The organism is Variovorax palleresanus (genome assembly GCF_051144945.1).
Taxonomy (GTDB): Bacteria; Pseudomonadota; Gammaproteobacteria; order Burkholderiales; family Burkholderiaceae_C; genus Variovorax; species Variovorax paradoxus_S.
In genome coordinates, this window is sequence record NZ_JBJNVP010000002.1 from 3,204,767 (window position 1) to 3,222,377 (window position 17,611).

Here is a 17,611-nt window from a genome sequence, read left to right on the forward strand (position 1 = left end):
TGCCGTGGACCCCCGGTTGCTGAACCTCTACGAGCAGGAGCTGCGCTACTTTCGCGAGAGCTCCTCGGAGTTCGCCCGCGCGTTTCCCAAGATCGCGCACCGCCTGGGCATCGAGGGCCAGGAGGTCGCCGATCCGTATGTGGAGCGGCTGATCGAGGCCACGGCCTTTCTCTCGGCGCGCGTCAACCTCAAGCTCGATGCCGAATACCCGCGCTTCACGGGCCACCTGCTCGACATCGTCTACCCCAACTTTTTGGCGCCCACGCCGGCCATGGCCGTGGCCTCGTTCGCGAACGACCCCGACGATGCCAACCTGGCCACCGGGCCCACGCTGCCGCGCGGCAGCGGGCTGCGCGCGCGGCAGGCGGTGGGGCAGAACACGCATTGCGAGTTCCGCACCGCGAGCGCGCTGCGGCTCTGGCCGATCGAGGTGCAGCGCGCGCAGTACTTCACCTATGCGCCGGACCTGCCGCTCAACACGCACCCGCAGTCGCGTGCGATTCGCGGCGGGTTGCGCATCGGCCTGCATGCCACCGCGGGCCTCAAGTTCAACCAGATCGTCATCGACGACCTGGTGCTGCACCTGGGCGGCGCCGAAGACGTGGCGTGGCAGCTGCACGAATGCGCGCTGGGGCAGCCCATCGGCGTGATGGTGCGGCCCTTGTCGCCCACCGGCGCGCTGCAGGGCGCGGCGCAGAACCTGCCGGCGAGCGCCATCGGCGCCGTGGGCTTCGAGGACGACGAGGCGCTGCTGCCGGTCACCGCCACCGGCTTCTCGGGCTTCCGGCTGCTGCAGGAGTACTTCGCGTTTCCGCAGCGCTTCCAGTTCATTCGCATCTCGGGCCTGCAGGCGCTGCTGTCCACCATGGCGGTGTCCGACGTCGAGCTGGTGCTGCTGTTCTCGCGCGGCGATGCGGCGCTCGAAAAGCTGGTGGGCGTGGACAACGTGCAGCTGCACTGCGTACCCATCGTCAACCTGTTCAACAAGCGGCTCGACCGCGTGCCGCTGACCGAAGGCGTGAGCCAGTTCCACCTGGTGCCCGACCGCACGCGGCCGCAAGACTTCGAGGTGCACACGGTGACCGAGGTGGTCGGCCACGGCGCGCCCGGTGCCGATGCCGCCGCGGCAGAGCAGCTCTTCCGGCCTTTCTATTCGGCCTTTCACGGCACGCGGCACAGCCACCCGGCCTACTTCACGACCACGCGCGAGCCGCGCATGCTCTCGGTGCGGCAGCGCACCGAAGGCCATCGCAGCAGCCACATCGGCTCCGAGGTCTACATGCAGATCGTCGATCCGCAGCAAGCGCCTTATTCGGCCGCGCTGCGGCAGCTGGCCGTGTCCGCGCTGTGCACCAACCGCGACCTGCCGCTCCTGATGCCGCTCGGCCGCGAGAACGACTTCGACTGCATCGATTCGTTTCCGGCGCAGCGCGTGCGCATGGTGCGCGGGCCTTCGCGCCCGGTGTCGCCGGTGGTGAGCCAGGGGCTCGGATGGCGCGTGCTCGACCACCTGGCGCTCAACTACCTTTCCATCTCCGACAGCACGCCGGAGCAGGGCGCGGCCGCGCTGCGCGAAACGCTGATGCTCTACGCCGTGCATGCCGACGAGATGCGCCAGGGCCAGGTGCGTGGCCTCTTGTCGGTGAAGAGCAAGCCCGTGGCGCGCCGGCTGCCGCTCAAGGGACCGATCGCGTTCGGACGCGGGCTCGAAGTGACGGTCGAGGTCGACAAGGACGCCTTTCACGGCCACAGCGTCTTCCTGTTCGGCGCGGTGCTGTCGCGCTACCTGGCGCGCCACGTGGAGGTCAATCACTTCGTCGAGACCGTGCTGCGCGTGGCGGGCAAGGGCGAGAACATGCGATGGAGGCCGCTGTGCGGGACACGCCAGATTCTGTAGCCGGCCGCGTCGACGGCGCGCTGCGCGCGTGGTCGGCCGAGCCCTGGTCCTTCGACTACTTCGCGGTGATGCGGCGGCTCGAATCGGTGGCCGGCACCACGCCGCGCTGGGGCCGCGCGCTGCTGCCGAGTGCCGAGCCGGTGCGCGTGGGGCAGGAGCCCTCGCTGTCGTTCGCGCCGGCCAGCTTCAGCCGCTTCGAGCCCGCGACCGCCGACTCGCCGCCGCGCCTGCGGCAGCACTTCTTCAGCTACGTGGGGCCCAACGGTCCGCTGCCGGTGCACCTGAGCGACTTCATCCGCGAGCGCAGCCTGAACCATGGCGATCCGACGTGGCTGGCTTTTCTCGACAGCTTCCTGCATCGCTTCTCGCTGCATTTCTACCGTGCCTGGGCCCAGGCGCGGCCGGCGGTGGCGCTCGACCGTCCGGGCGAAGACCGCTTTCGGCTGCAGGTGGGCGCGCTCGTGGGCATGGGCATGCCGGGGCGCACCGGCCGCGACGAGATCCATGACGATGCGCGGCTGCATTTCTCGGGCTGGCTGGCGCGCCGCGTGCACAACGCGGAGAGCGTCGAGTCGGTGCTGTGCAGCTACTTCGGCGTGCCGGTGAAGCTGGAGCGCTGGGTCGGCCACTGGATGAGCCTGCCCGCCGGCGAACTCACCCGACTCGGCCAGGGCGAGGCGTCGCGCTCGATGGGCATGGGCGCCATGCTCGGCACGCGCGCATGGGACCGGCAGCATCGTGTGCGGTTGCATGTGGGTCCGCTCTCGATCGACCAGTACCGCATGTTTCTTCCCACCGGCGATGCGCAGCCCGTGCTGCAGCGCTGGATGCAGCAGCTGCTCGGCGACGAACTCGAGTGGGACGCACAGCTTGCGCTGCAAGGCGCGCAGGTGCCGCCTACGCGTCTCGGGCAAGCCAAGGGCAACGCGCCGCGCCTCGGATGGATCGCTTGGCTCGGACAGCGCCCGCGCGCCAAGGATGCGGCGGACGTGCGCATAGGCAGCCGCCCGATGGCCGCCCGTACCGCCCAGGCCACCGTGGGAGCCGCCGCATGACAACGACGCCCGCGCTTCCGGACACGATGACGCACGCGGCCGCGCTGGCGCAAGCCGCGGCCCTGATCAAGGCGCAAAAGCTGGACGCGGCGGGCGAATTGCTCGACCGCATCCTGGAGGCCGAGCCGGCCGACCCCGACGCCCTGCACTACCAGGGCCTGCTGCGCCATGCGCAAGGCCGCAGCAACGAGAGCATCGCGTTGATCGGGCGGTCGCTCACGCTGCAACCCGCGCAAAGCGGTGCCTGGAACAACCTGGGCAACCTGCTGGTCGAGACGGGCCGCATCGACGATGCGATGCTCGCCTACGGCAACAGCGTCTCCTTCGCGAAAGGAGGCGACGAAGGCGCCCATGCGCTGAGCAATATCGCATCGCTCGAACGCCGGAAGGGCCACTGGCAAGCCGCCGAGCGCGTCAGCCGGCAGGCGATCGAACTGCGGCCGGAATTCAGCGAGGCCTGGTACAACTTGTCGATCGCACTGATGGAGCAGGGACGCATCCATGAGAGCGTCATCGCCAACAGCCGGGCGGTGTTGCTGCAGCCGCGCAACCTGAGCGCCCGCTCGCAGGTGATTCGTGCTCTGGAACTGCTCGGCGAGAACGAGCAGGCCCTCGGCATGTACCGGGAGTGGCTGGCCGAAGATCCAGGCAATCCCGTGGTCACGCACCTGCTGGCCGCCTGCGAGGGGCATGCGCCCGCGCGCGCCAGCGACGGCTATGTAGAGACCGTGTTCGACAGCTACGCCGGAAGCTTCGACGCCAGCCTGGAGAAGCTGCACTACCGCGCGCCCGAGCTGGTGGCGCACGCGGTGCAGGAAATGCATGGCGCGCCGGCCGCGAGCCTGGCCGTGGTCGATGCCGGCTGCGGCACCGGACTCTGCGCCCCGCTGCTGCGGCCCTGGGCCGCGCACCTGGCTGGCTGCGACCTGTCGGCCGGCATGCTGCAGCGCGCGGAGCAACGCGGCGGCTACGACGTGCTGCACAAGGCCGAGCTCACCCACTACCTGCACACCCAGCCCGGCCGGTTCGACCTGGTGATATCGGCTGACACCCTGTGCTACTTCGGCGACCTGCACGAGGTGCTGGCGGCAGCCGCGCGCGCGCTGCGTCCGGGAGGCGGAGTGGTGTTCACGGTCGAGGCCATGTCCGGGGGGCGGGACGACTTCAGGCTCGAAGGCAGCGGCCGCTACCGCCATGCGGCTGCGCATGTGGAGGCCTGTCTTGCGGCCCCCGGATTCGGTGCCGTTCGCATCGAGCCGATCGTTCCGCGCCGTGAAGCGGGGCAGGACGTGCAGGGTTGGCTGGCCAGCGCAAGGCTTTCTGCACATTGACGCCGGGCACGGCTCGCAGAACTTCGAATTTTCCAGCATGAATCGTCTTCAACAGATACGGAGTCTTCCATGAGTGAAATCAGTCGCACCGCCCTTTTCGGCAAGCTCAACTCGTTGGCCTACAAGGCCATCGAAGGCGCCACGGTGTTCTGCAAGATGCGCGGTAATCCGTACGTGGAGCTGGAGCACTGGTTCGCCCAGCTGCTGCAGGTGCAGGACTCCGACCTGCACCGCGTGATCCAGCATTACGGGCTCGACGTGTCGGTGATTGCCAAGGACATGACGGCCGCGCTCGACCGCCTGCCGCGCGGCGCCACCGCCATCAGCGATTTTTCTCCGCACATCGAGAACGCCATCGAGCGTGCATGGACCTACGCCACGCTGCAGTTCGGCGAGGCGCAGGTGCGCACCGGCTACATCCTCGTCGGCATGCTGAAGACGCAGAGCCTGCGCAACCCGCTCTTCGGTTTGTCGAAGCAGTTCGAGAAGGTGAAGGTCGAGGACCTGGCCGACAACTTCGTGAAGATCTGCGACCCTTCGCCCGAATCGCACATGCGTGCGCAGGACGGCACCGGCATGGGCAGCGGAGCGCCCGGCGAAGATTCCGGCGCCATGGCGCCCGCCGCCATGGGCAAGGGCGATGCCCTCAAGAAATTTGCTGTCGACCTGACCGAGAAGGCGAAGAAGGGAGAGATGGATCCGGTGACCGGGCGGGACGAGGAGATCCGCCAGATCGTCGACATCCTGATGCGGCGCCGCCAGAACAACCCGCTGTTGACGGGTGAGGCCGGCGTCGGCAAGACCGCGGTGGTGGAAGGCTTCGCGCAGCGCCTGGCGCGCGGCGACGTGCCGCCGCAGCTGAAAGACGTGAAGCTGCTCACGCTCGACATCGGCCTCTTGCAGGCGGGCGCGAGCATGAAGGGCGAGTTCGAGCAGCGCCTGCGCCAGGTGATCGACGAAGTGCAGAGCTCGCCGACGCCCATCATTCTTTTCATCGACGAGATCCACACGCTGGTGGGCGCGGGCGGCGCGGCCGGCACCGGCGATGCGGCCAACCTGCTGAAGCCTGCACTCGCGCGCGGCAACCTGCGCACCATCGGCGCCACCACCTGGGCCGAGTACAAGAAATACATCGAGAAAGACCCGGCGCTCACGCGGCGCTTCCAGGTCGTGCAGGTGCCCGAGCCCGACGAGGTGAAGGCCATTCTCATGCTGCGCGGCGTGGCCAGCGTGCTCGAGAAGCACCACCGCGTGCAGTTGCTCGACGAGGCGATCGAGGCGGCTGTGAAGCTGTCGCACCGCTACATTCCTGCGCGCCAGTTGCCCGACAAGGCCGTGAGCCTGCTGGACACCGCCTGCGCCCGGGTGGCCGTGTCGCAGCACGCCACGCCGCCTGAAGTGGAAGACTGCATGCGCCGCATCGAGGGCCTCACGGTCGAGCAGGAGATCATCGGCCGCGAAGAAGCCATTGGCATCGATGTGACCAAGCGCGCCGCGCAGGTGTCGGCACTGCTGGCCGAATCGAAGGTGCAGCTCGATGCGCTCAATGCGCGCTGGCAGGAGGAGAAGGGGCTGGTCGACAGGTTGCTTGAGTTGCGCAGCAAATTGCGTGCGGGCAGCAAGCCGGTGGACACTGCATCCGCCGAGGGCGGTGCAAAGGCCGACGTACCCCCACCCCAGCCCTCCCCCAGTGGGGGAGGGAGCGAAGACCGGGCCGCGCTGCTTGAAGAACTGCATGTGCTGCAAGCCAAGATCCATGCGGTGCAGGGCGAGTCGCCGCTCATCCTGCCTTCGGTCGATGAGCAGGCCGTGGCCTCGGTAGTCGCCGACTGGACCGGTATTCCCGTCGGCCGCATGGTGAAGAACGAAGTCGAGGCGGTGCTCAAGCTGGCGGACACGCTCAACCAGCGCGTCATCGGCCAGAAGCACGGCCTCGAAATGATCGCGCGCCGCATCCAGACCTCGCGCGCGCGGCTCGACAACCCGCAAAAGCCGATCGGCGTGTTCATGCTCTGCGGCACCTCCGGCGTCGGCAAGACCGAGACCGCGCTGGCTTTGGCCGAGGCGCTCTACGGCGGTGAGCAGAACATCATCACCATCAACATGAGCGAGTTCCAGGAGGCACACACCGTCTCCACGCTCAAGGGCGCGCCGCCCGGCTACGTGGGCTATGGCGAGGGCGGCATCCTGACCGAGGCCGTGCGCCGCCGGCCCTACAGCGTGGTGCTGCTCGACGAGGTGGAGAAGGCCCACCCCGACGTGCACGAGATCTTCTTCCAGGTGTTCGACAAGGGCTGGATGGAAGACGGCGAGGGCCGCATGATCGACTTCAAGAACACGATCATCCTGCTCACCACCAATGCCGGCAGCGAGCTGGTGATGAGCATGTGCCGCGACCCCGAGCTGCTGCCCGATTCCAACGCGCTGGCCGATGCGCTGAAGGCGCCGCTGATGAAGGTGTTCCCGCCCGCACTGCTGGGCCGCATCGTCACCATTCCCTATTACCCGCTGTCGCCCGAGATGATGAAGAAGATCGTGCGGCTGCAACTGGGCCGCATCAAGAAGCGCGTCGAGACCAACCACGGCGTGCCCTTCGAGTACAGCGAGGCGGTGGTCGAGCAGGTGGTCGCGCGCTGCCAGGACCCGGAGTCGGGTGGCCGCGTGATCGACGCGATCCTGACCAACACCGTGCTGCCGACCATCTCGGTCGAGTACCTGCAGCGGCTGGCTTCCGGCGGCGAGATCCGCCGCGTGGCGCTCGACGTGAAAGACGCCGACTTCACTTACGCCTTCGATTGAAGCTTCAACAAGAGACCCCCGAAATGGCCGACCACGAGTTCCGCATCGAGAGCGATTCACCCGCCAACAAGGAGCTGATGTTCTGGCGCATCGTGGGCCACGAGGCGCTCGCGCGGCCTTCGGCCTATGAGCTCACGGTGCTGTCGAAGAACCGGGCGCTCGACGCCAAGGACATCCTTGGCCGAGCCTTCGACGTGGTCATCGAATTCCAGGACAAGGACGGCGGCAAGCACGAGCGGCACTGCCAGGGGCATGCGGTGCGTTTCGTGCGCGCGGGGCACGTGGGCCGGCATTTTGAATACCGCATCACGCTGCGCTCGTGGTTCTGGCTTCTCACCAAGCGCAGCAACTCCCGCATCCTGCAGGACAAGAAGGTGCTCGAGGTGCTCGATGCGGTGTTCGAAGACAGTCCGATCAAGCGCTTCAAGAAGACCAAGTCCGACAACGTCATCGGCACGCACAACCCGCGGCGCTACTGCGTACAGCACCAGGAAACGGACTATCAGTTCATCTCGCGACTGCTCGAGGACGAAGGCATCTACTACTGGTTCGACGCGCACGATGCACCGGGAACCATGCACCTGTCGGACGCGAGCGACATGGCGCACGAGAAGTTGTCCGTGGCCGACACCCTGCGCCATGCGGGCAGCGATGCGAGCGAGGCGCGCTACAACGAGATCTCGCGCTGGGTGAGTGCGCGCCATTTCCATACGGGCAAGCAGGATTCGCGCGACAGCGACTTCAAGGCCATCAAGAAGAAGCTGGGCGCCGCCATCGACGTGTCCGACGATCATGAGCTGGCGGGCCTCGAAGTGTTCGAGTTTCCCGGCGGCTACTTCAGCGGCGATGACGCCGAGAACCGGGCCAAGCTGCGCGGCGACGAACTCAACGCGCGCCGCGACCGCCACTGGGCCCTGACCAACTGGCCCGACGTGGCCGCGGGCCGCAGCTTCAAGTTCGAGGGCGACCCGGATGGCGCGCGCGACGGCGACTACATCATCGCCGCCTGCACCTTCATGGCCAGCCATCCCGGCTACGAGAGCGTGGCGGCCAGCGCCGCCGAGCAGCCGATCCACAGCGTGCTGTCCGAGGCGTTGCGCGACGACGCGGTGAACGCCGACACGCTGCAGGTGCTGGAAGAACTGATTGCCGGCACGCCCATGCTGCACACCGCGCAACCGGGCACGAGCGCCTTCCTGCTGACCGTGATTCCGGTGGATCGCCCCTACCGCGCGCCGCGCCTCACGCCGCGCGTGACCATGCCCGGCCCGCAGATCGCGATCGTGGTGGGCCCCAAGGGCGACGAGTACCACGTGGACGACCACGGCCGCGTGAAGGTGCACTTTCATTGGGATCGCTACGACGAGAGCAACGAGAAGTCGACCTGCTGGGTGCGCGTGTCGCAGCCCTGGGCCGGCAAGGGCTGGGGCGGCTATTTCATTCCGCGCATCGGCCAGGAAGTGATCGTCGACTTTCTGAACGGCGACCCCGACCGCCCCATCATCGTGGGCCGCGTCTACAACGACGACCAGCCGATCCCGTACAAGTCGCCCTCGCAAAGCGGCTTCAAGACCCGCTCCACGCCCGGCGGCGGCGCCTCGAACTACAACGAGATCATGTTCGAGGACAAGAAGGGCGAAGAGAACATCAACATCCACGCCGAGCGGAACATGAGCCGCAGCGTGGAGCTGGATGATTCGACCACGGTCGACCGCGACCAGTCGGTCACCGTCAAGCGCGACCAGACGAACCACGTGGACCGCGACCGCAAGAGCACGGTGACGCGCAACGACACCAACATGGTGGCGGTCGACCAGACGAACACGGTCAAGGGCAAGCAGAACAACCAGGTGGTGGGCAACCGCGACACCTTTGTCGATGCCAATGACATGCTCAAAGTGAAGGGCACTGGCACGCATGAGGTGATCGGCGCGCGCAGCGACATCTCGCGCGCCGGAGAAACCCGCAGCGTGACCGGCAACCAGACCATCACCGTCAGCGGCAACCTGACCTACAAGGCTGCGAAGATGAGCTTCGAGGCCGCGCACATCGATTGGCTGGTGACCGGATCGAGCTCGAAGTACATCACGGTGCCCACCGGGCCCCTGGCCTTGATGGCCAACAAGATCAAGCTGATGAGCAACACCGGCATCGACATGATGGCCGCGGGCGACATCGACGCCGTTTCCATCGGCTCCAACACCACGGTGCTTGGCGCCAACAGCAGCGGGTACATCGGCAACAACAGCGAAGCGAACATCGGCATGGCCCGATCCACCTTCATTGGCTTGAACATGGAAACCGCGCTTGCGGCGAGCCTCTCCAACTTCCTGGGGCTGCAGATGGACAACACCGCGGGTCTGAAGTTGGAGACGGTCGCTGCCGCCGGCATCGAACAGAAGACGTCCAGCTTCAGACAGTCCGCGCTGGCCTGCTTCACACCCGGAGCCGGAGGTGCGGCTGCGGGCATGGGCGCTGCGGTGGCCGCTGGGCTCGGCGCCGTGGCAGGCGCCGGATCCGCCATCGTCGATGTGCTTGCCACTTTCGAGCAGTATGCGAAGGCGGCCGACAAGCTGCAGAAAGCCGCGGAAGAGGCGGCGGCTCAGGACCCGGCGGTGCCGGGACTTGCCGACAGGCTGTCGGCCCTTTCCCGCATTACGCGGCGCCGTGCAACCGACGCCAAGGTGGGTCTTGTTGCAACACTCGGCATCGGTGTGGTGGCGCAGGTCGGCTCCGACATGCTGGGCGGCCAAGGTGCCGCTTCGCAAGCGGATGCGCTCGGCAGAGCGATGCCCGACCCCGATGCCAACTGAGCCCACGCCTCATGCAAGTGCTCAAGCCTCAAGCCCTCGGACTCTCGACGCGGCCAATCGAATTCCGCAAGCGCTACGGCTTGTCCATCACTGCTTGCCTGCACCTGCCTTTTGCGCAGGACAAGAACGGCACCCTCTGGTCGGAGCAATCGATGTGGTCGTTCCTCGGGAAGGAAATGGCACAACCCCTGATCGACGAGGGCGTTGCCAAGCTGACCCCGGAGTTCCTGGTGCACGGCAAGGCCTTTCCGCCCCGCGACAGGCCTGAGGCCTGCGCGGTACGCGCCCGCCTCGGTGCACGGGAAAAGACCGTACTGGTTTTTGGCGAGCGCTACTGGGACGGCGGGCGTGCCAGTGCGCCGCAGGCCTTCGAGTCTCTTTCGCTGGATTGGTCCGCGGCCTATGGCGGCCCAGACTTCGCATCCAACAGCCAGGGTAGAGGGAGGCAAGCCAAGGACAGCGTGACCTGGCTGCCGAACACCGAACTGCCGCAAGACCGGTTGCAGCGTCCTGACCAGGCCATCGTTCCGGCGGGTTTCGGTGCATTGGATGTGATGCATCCGCAACGCGTGCAGTATCGCGGCACCTATGACGCGGACTACCTGCGCGAGCACGCGCCCGGCTTCGCTCCCGATACCGATTGGCGTTATTTCAATCTGGCGCCGGCCGATCAGTGGATGGACACGGCGCTGATCGGCGACGAGGCGTTCGCGTTCGATCACATGCATCCCGAAAAGCCGCGCATCGAGGGTCGGTTGCCGGGCATGCGGGCACGCGTGTTCGCCGGCTACAAGGTCGAAGGCGCTGAACCCAAGATCCGGGAAGTGCCGCTACGGCTGACCACGGTGTGGTTCTTTCCGCACGCGGAGCGCTGCATCGCGATCTTCCAGGGGCTTGCCGAGGTGGACACTGACGATGGTTCCGACGTGGTCAGCCTGATGGGCGCGGTCGAGCGCCTGGCGGAAGCCAGGGACGATCACCACTACATCGATGCTGCGGCGAAACGGGCCGACCCGAAAATGGGGGCTATCTACGCCATCATCGACAGCGACCTGCTGCCCGCTGGTGTCAGCACCCTGGACCCCGACGTGGAAGCCGCCAAGGCGCCTTTCGAAATGGCGGGCCTGCAGGGAGAAGCCCAGTACCGCCGTGCGCAGATCGATGTGGAGCTCGCGCGTGAAAAGGCCACCGCATTGGGGAAAGACCCGGATGCCCTGGGCATCCGGATGCCTCCGCGCGAAAAGGTTCCGACGGGCGACGAGCTACCGCCGTACCTCGAAAAGAAGATGCAGGAAGCGCAGGCGCAGCAGTGGGCTGCCGTCGAGGATGCCGTCACGGTGCTGGAGAAAGCGCTGGCGATATCGGAAGAAAACAAGATCGACCTGGCGAAGCTGCAGCATCGCGGGCCGCCCCGGTACGACGCCGAGAAGCACCTGGCCCAGATGCACGCGCAGGCCGCGGCCGGTACCCGGCCCATCGACCTTCAGCCGGTGCTTCCCAAGCTGCGCCAGATCGAAGACGCTCACCGCATGGGCTACCTGCAGTCCGCGCACATGCAGCTACCGGCGTTTGCAATGCCGCCCGATGAGGCGGCAACGCTGCGGGACGAGGTGTCGCGTGCCGTTCAAGCCGGCATCAAGTTCTTTGCCGGCATCGACTTCACCGGTGCTGATTTGTCCGGCCTCGATCTGCGCGAGGCGAACTTCGAAGGCGCCTGGCTGGAGAGTGTCGATTTCAGGAATTCCAACCTGTCGAACGCCGATCTGTCGGGCGCGGTGCTGGCCCACGCCAATCTCGAAGGCGTGATTGCGATCGGTGCGAAATTCGACAAGGCCAACCTGGGAAAGGCCATTCTGGCCCGCGGCGTTTTCGACGACTCGGATTTCACCGAGGCGGTGCTGATGCATTGCGCATTCGCCGGCACGCAGATGCGCCGGGCCCGGTTCGCCAAGGCCAATCTGCTGGAGACGACCTGGGGTGACGCGGATTGGGAGGGTGCCCAACTTGCGGGTCAGACTTTCTACAAGCTGGATATCAGGGGGATGCGTTGGCCCGGTGCGGATCTGTCTGTCTGCAATTTCCTGGAATCGGACCTTTCGGGCGTCGATATGCATGCCGCGAGCATCGCAAGCGCCACCTTCGCGACCTGCAAGCTGGATGGGGCGAACATGGTGGCTGCGCAATGTGCCGGCGCCGTAGCGGTCAAGGACTCCAGTCTTGTCGGCACGGACATGAGCGGGGCCAACCTGCGCCAGTTCAATTTCGGCGCATCGGACCTGCGCGGCGCGAAGCTGGTTCGCGCGGTGCTGGATGGCGCCAATTTCGGCGGCGCACGACTCGAGGGGGCGGACCTGCGGCTTGCAAGCGCCAAAGGCACCCTGATGCACAAGGCCGACTGCAGGAAGGCATTGCTCTCTGGCGTGAATTTCACCGACGCGATATTGCAGAAAGCCGATCTGCGCGGTGCCGATCTGCGGCGTAGCAACCTCTTCGGCGCCGACCTCAGCCGCGTGCGGCTCGATGGTTCGACCAGTTTCGACGGTGCGCTGCTGAAGAGGGCGCGTACCTGGCCCCGTCTGACGCACGAACAACAGGCGGTCGCATGAGTCCGGAACTGTTGAGCATTGCCGTCGGCATCGGGGAGGCCCTGCAAGGTCTCGATCTCGGCAAGGGGCGGTACGCCGGGCTTGTGCTGGGCGGAGCAACTTTCTCCAAGGTCAGGTTCGCCGAGGCCGATTTTCGTGGGGCCGACCTGCGCGAAACCGTGTTCGACCAGTGCGACCTGCGCGGTGCGATCGCTTCGGGCGCCAACCTGCGCAAGGCGCTGTTCAATCGCTGCGTGCTTGACCATGCGGACTTGCGCCAGGCCAACCTTCATGGTGCGGTGTTCACCGAATGCGACATGACGCATGCGCAACTCGCACAGGCCGTGCTGTCGATGGCTACGGTGTCGAAATGCAAGATGGGCCATGCCAACCTGCGCGGCGCCTGCCTCGATTCGGCGGTGTTCAGTCAGTCGGTCTTGCTTGACGTGTGCGCCGACGACACGAGCTGGCAATACACCGCCGTGACCGAATGCGACCTTTCGCACCTCACGTGGGCAGGGGCGCGAATGCTGCGCAACGTGTTCTCCAATACCTCGCTCAAGCGCATGTCATTCGCGAGCCTGACGCTCGACGGATGCCAGTTCGCGTCGGCCGACCTCCGCGGGGCGGATCTCGGCGGCATCACGCTGCAGCAGTGCAATTTCCAGAATGCGAACCTCGAAGGCGCGAGCTTCGCGAAGGCGGTGGCACCGTCGACCATCTTCTGCGAAGCCACGGGCAAGGGTGCTGATTTCTCGGGCGCGCGCATGCGGCAAGCACTCTTCACCGGCGCCGCGCTGGCAGAGGCCAACTTCGCCGGCTGCGACCTCTACCAGACGCATTTCGCGGGCGCGAAACTGCGCGGTGCGAACTTCACCGGCGCGGAGTTGACCTATGCCGACTTCCGCCATGCCGACCTCGGCGGGGCCGACCTGCGAGGCGCCACCCTGTTGCGCACGGTGCTGCATGGCGCCAACACCGGGAACGCACAAATGACCGACCGCGCACGCGCGCTCGAATCCGACCCGGAGCTGGCGGAATCCGAGCGATGGCAGCCGCTGGCCGCCTGATCCGACGAATCGACAGATAGGGAAACATGCAATGACCGAAACCACCACACTCGAACATGCCGCGCCTCGAGCCCGCCGGCGGCGCGAACCCTCCAAGGCCATCACCGGCGAATGGTGCGTGGGCATCGTCGGCACAGATGCCGGCGGCGCGCAGGTCGTCATCAGCGGCGACCTGCAGCTGCGCGCGCGGCGCGCTGCCAGTTGCCTGCTCGAGCCCGCTGCCGGCGACAGCGTGGCCTGCCTGCGCATCGCCCCTCAAGAGGTCTGGATCATGGCGGTGCTGCAGCGCGAGGAGGGCACCGCCAACGTGCTGCGTTGCGCGGGCAACCTGCGCATCGCGGTGGACGGCGGCGCGCTGGAACTTGAGGCCGCGCGCGTCGGCCTCAAGTCCGAGGAACTCGACATCGCGGCGCAAAAGACCCGCGTGGCCACCGACACCGCCGACTTGGTTGGCCGCGAGTTTCACCTGATCGGCACCAGCATCAAGGTGGTGGGTTCGGTGCTGTCGTCAGTCATGGAGCGGGTGCAGCATTTCAGCCGGCATTACCTGCGCACCACCGACGGCATCGACCGCGTGGCAGCCACGCACCTCGAGTGCGAGGCGAAGCAGCTGCTTCGCCTCGAAGGCGAGCACACGCTGGTGAACGGCCGCGAGCTCATCAAGGCGCGCGGCGCGCAGATCCACTTCGGCTGAAGAAGAAAGAAGCGGAGCACAGCATGTTCGCCAACTGCCAACTGATGGGGACCGACATGGGCTTTCCCGATGTCTGCATCACGCCCGCCGCGCCGTCGCCGATTCCGGTGCCCTATCCGAACATCGCCATGGGGCCGATGGCGATTCCGAATTGCCCCACGATCCTGATCATGGGCGGCCCGGCCCACAACCTGGGCACCACGATTCCGATGACCAACGGCGACAACTCCGGCGTGCTGCTGGGCGTCGCGTCGGGCACCGTGATGGGACCGAGCCGCCATCTCACCGGCGCCTTCACGGTGCTGTGGAACGGCATGCCCGCCACACGGCTCACCAGCGTCTCGCTGCAGAACAGCACCAACTGCCCGGGCGTGCGCACCGTGCCGAGCCAACCGCTCGTTGTATTGCTGGCGCCCTGAGGGGCCTGGTGCCGCCACGGCGCGCCGCATGCGGGGTGCGCCGGACAACTAGAAAGTGTGGGAGATAGGGACGGAAAGGAGAGGCTCAGAGCCGAACGCCATGGCCGACCACGAGTTCAGCATAAAAAGCGATTCGCCCGTCAGCGACAAGCTGAAGTTCTGGCGCATTGTGGGGCACGAAGTGCTCGCGCGCCCGTCGGCCTACGAGTTGACGGTGTTGGCCGAGAACGAGACGATCGACGCCAAGGACATTCTTGGCCGATCGTTCGACGTGGTGATCGAATTCACCGACAAGGACAACGGCAAGCACGAGCGCCACTGCCAGGGCCACGCGGTGCGCTTCTCGCGCGTGGCGCAGATCGGGCGCTACTTCGAATACCGCATCAGCCTGCGTTCGTGGTTCTGGCTGCTGACCAAGCGCATCAATTCGCGCATCCTGCAGGAAAAGCCGGTGCTCGGCGTGGTCGACGCGGTGCTCGAGGACAGCAGGATCAGCGGTCTCAAGAAGATCAAGTCGGGCAAGGTGATCGGCTCGCACACGCCGCATACCTACTGCGTGCAGTATCAGGAGAGCGACTACCAGTTCCTTTCGCGGCTTCTGGAAGAGGAGGGAATCTACTATTGGTTCGACGCGCACGATGCGCCCGGCACCATGCATCTGTCGGACACGAGCACGCTCGCGCACGACAAACTCCCCGCCGCGGACACGCTGCAATACGCAGCCACCCACGCCACCGAGGCGCGCTTCAACGAGATCACGCGCTGGGTCAGCGCGCGCCAGTTCGAGTCGGGCCGCTTTGCTTCGCGAGATCGCGACTTCAAGGTCATCAGCAAGGAACTGCGAGCCGACAGGGGCGACCCGGACACGCACGAGCTGTCCGATCTCGAGGTGTTCGAATTTCCGGGCGGCTACACCGCGACCGACGACACCGACAACCTGGCGCAGGTACGGCTGGACGAACTCATCGGCCGCCGTCAGCGCCACTGGGCGCTGACCACCTGGCCCGATGTGACGGCGGGCCGCAGCTTCACCTTCGAGGGCGACCCCGACACCACGCGCAATGGCGACTACATCATCGGCGCCTGCACTTTCGCGGCCAGCCACCCTGGCTATGAGTCCATCGCCTTCGACGAGATCCGGCGCCCGGTTGACGAGGTGCTGCACGAGGCGCTCGAAGACGATCCGGTCAACGATGGAATGCTTGCAATGCTGCGCGACATGGTGGCCGGGACGCCCGCCCTGCATGCTGCCGAGCGCGGCACCAGCGCCTTTCTCATGACCGTGATGCCGCTCGACGCGCCTTGGCGCCCCCCGCGTCTCACGCCGCGTGTCGCCATGCGCGGACCGCAGACCGCCATCGTCGTGGGGCGAAGCGGCGAACAGATCTGGACCGAGGAGCATGGCCGCGTGAAGGTGCAGTTCCATTGGGACCGCTACGGAAAGAACGACGAGAACAGCTCTTGCTGGGTGCGCGTGTCGCACCCATGGGCTGGCAAGAGCTGGGGGGCCATCAGCATCCCGCGCATCGGCCAGGAAGTGATCGTCGACTTTCTCGATGGCGATCCTGACCAGCCCATCATCGTCGGGCGTTTCTACAACGGCGAGTCGATGTCGCCCTATGGCCTGCCGGCGGGCGCCGTGGTGAGCGGCATCAAGTCGAATACGCACAAGGGCAAGGGCTACAACGAACTGTCGATGGACGATACCGCCGGCAAGGAGAAGGTGACGATCCACGGCCAGTACGACATGAACACCACGGTGGAGCACGACCAGACGACGACCGTGCACAACAACCGCACCGACGCCGTCGATGTCGACGACTCGGAGACCGTGGGCAGCAACCAGACCCAGAGCATCGGGGCCAACCAGACGATTTCCGTGGGTGCAAACCGCGAGGAGTCGGTGGGCGGCACTGAAACCATCACCATTGGCGGCCACCGGACCGAAACCGTGAACGGCGGCGAAACCGTGACCATCAACGGCGGGCGCAGCCACACCGTGAACGGCATGCAGACCACCACCATCTCGGTGGCTGAGGCGCACACCGTGGGCGCGGGGCGCATGCACAGCGTGGGCGCCGGCGAGGCCATCAACGTCGGCGGCGTGCAGGCCGTGACGGTGGGCGGCGCGCAGATCGTCAGCGTGGGCGGCGTGCAGAAAGTCAGCGTGGGTGCCCTGCAGTCGATCTCCGTCGGCGGTCCGCACAAGCTGTCGGCTGCGGTGATCTCCGAGACATCGAAGGGGCCGATCAAGATCAAGGCGGGCGCCATCTGCATGGTCGAGGCACCCACCATCATGCTCAAGGCCGGCGGCAGCAAGATCGTCATGAACGCCAGCGGCATCACCATCAAGGGCGCCAAGATCACCATCAAGGCCGACGGCAGCGCGTCTTTCAAGGCCGGCGGCTCGATCAAGATCAAGGGCTCCAACCTGGGAGAGGACTGAGCCGTGGAAGACCACACCGATCTCCAGAGCGCGCGCAGCGTGCTGCAGAGCGTGGCGGCCTGGTCGAAGCTGTCGGGCCAAGGCGTGGCGGTGGCCATCTTTGCAGGCTTCGATGCCGAGGGGCGCTTCCTGGTCACCCTGGGCGAAGGCATGGCGCCGGTGCAGGCGCTCTCGACCGTCGGCCTGGCACCCGGCGATGCCGGCGCGGCCATCGTCGTGGCCTTTGAGCAGGGCGAAGCGCGGCACCCCGTCATCGTCGGGCGCGTGCAGCCGCCGCACACCGACGCATCGCAAGCGCGCGAGGCGGGCGCTTACGCCAACGTCGACGGCGAGCGCGTCGTGCTCCAGGCGCGCGAGCGCATCGAGCTGCGCTGCGGCGACGCCAGCATCGTGCTCACACGCGCGGGCAAGGTACTGATCAACGGCAACTACGTGCTCTCGCGCTCGCGCGGCGCCAATCGCGTCAAGGGCGCCTACGTGGGCATCAACTGAAAAGGCATGC

Annotated in this window: 11 protein-coding genes; all 11 read left to right on the forward strand. The window is 66.5% G+C overall.

What is annotated here, in order from left to right; genetic code table 11:
* Nucleotides 1–4: 4 nt before the first annotated feature.
* The 11 genes from tssF (at nt 5) to ACJ7Z0_RS18975 (ending at nt 17,601) form a co-directional block, all read left to right on the forward strand.
* Nucleotides 5–1,897: a type VI secretion system baseplate subunit TssF gene (gene tssF, locus ACJ7Z0_RS18925; protein ID WP_434791066.1), complete on the forward strand. Its 1,893-nt coding sequence runs from the start codon at nt 5–7 to the stop codon at nt 1,895–1,897.
* Entirely contained in the window at nt 1,873–2,952 is a 1,080-nt protein-coding gene (gene tssG / locus ACJ7Z0_RS18930; protein ID WP_434791067.1) for a type VI secretion system baseplate subunit TssG, read from the forward strand. Before tssF ends, tssG begins: the two co-directional genes overlap by 25 nt.
* A complete protein-coding gene (locus tag ACJ7Z0_RS18935) occupies nt 2,949–4,283 on the forward strand; it encodes a methyltransferase domain-containing protein (protein ID WP_434791068.1) in 1,335 nt (444 codons plus the stop codon). Before tssG ends, ACJ7Z0_RS18935 begins: the two co-directional genes overlap by 4 nt.
* A gap of 69 nt (nt 4,284–4,352) precedes the next feature.
* Complete coding sequence (gene tssH / locus ACJ7Z0_RS18940; protein ID WP_434791069.1) at nt 4,353–7,082, forward strand: type VI secretion system ATPase TssH; 2,730 nt, start codon at nt 4,353–4,355, stop codon at nt 7,080–7,082.
* 23 nt (nt 7,083–7,105) lie between these two features.
* Nucleotides 7,106–9,895: a type VI secretion system Vgr family protein gene (locus ACJ7Z0_RS18945; RefSeq protein ID WP_434791070.1), complete on the forward strand. Its 2,790-nt coding sequence runs from the start codon at nt 7,106–7,108 to the stop codon at nt 9,893–9,895.
* A gap of 11 nt (nt 9,896–9,906) precedes the next feature.
* On the forward strand, nt 9,907–12,501 hold the full coding sequence (locus tag ACJ7Z0_RS18950; protein ID WP_434791071.1) for a DUF2169 family type VI secretion system accessory protein: 2,595 nt from the start codon (nt 9,907–9,909) through the stop codon (nt 12,499–12,501).
* Nucleotides 12,498–13,550 carry a pentapeptide repeat-containing protein gene (locus ACJ7Z0_RS18955; RefSeq protein ID WP_434791072.1) on the forward strand — a complete coding sequence of 351 codons (1,053 nt, stop codon included), beginning with the start codon at nt 12,498–12,500 and terminating at the stop codon, nt 13,548–13,550. Before ACJ7Z0_RS18950 ends, ACJ7Z0_RS18955 begins: the two co-directional genes overlap by 4 nt.
* 31 nt (nt 13,551–13,581) lie before the next feature.
* On the forward strand, nt 13,582–14,244 hold the full coding sequence (locus ACJ7Z0_RS18960) for a DUF3540 domain-containing protein (protein WP_434791073.1): 663 nt from the start codon (nt 13,582–13,584) through the stop codon (nt 14,242–14,244).
* A 23-nt stretch (nt 14,245–14,267) separates the two neighbouring features.
* Entirely contained in the window at nt 14,268–14,663 is a 396-nt protein-coding gene (locus ACJ7Z0_RS18965; RefSeq protein ID WP_431125279.1) for a DUF4150 domain-containing protein, read from the forward strand.
* 100 nt (nt 14,664–14,763) lie between these two features.
* Nucleotides 14,764–17,109: a type VI secretion system Vgr family protein gene (locus ACJ7Z0_RS18970; RefSeq protein ID WP_431125278.1), complete on the forward strand. Its 2,346-nt coding sequence runs from the start codon at nt 14,764–14,766 to the stop codon at nt 17,107–17,109.
* Between the two features lie 3 nt (nt 17,110–17,112).
* Complete coding sequence (locus ACJ7Z0_RS18975; RefSeq protein WP_434791074.1) at nt 17,113–17,601, forward strand: DUF6484 domain-containing protein; 489 nt, start codon at nt 17,113–17,115, stop codon at nt 17,599–17,601.
* The last annotated feature ends 10 nt before the right edge of the window (nt 17,602–17,611 follow it).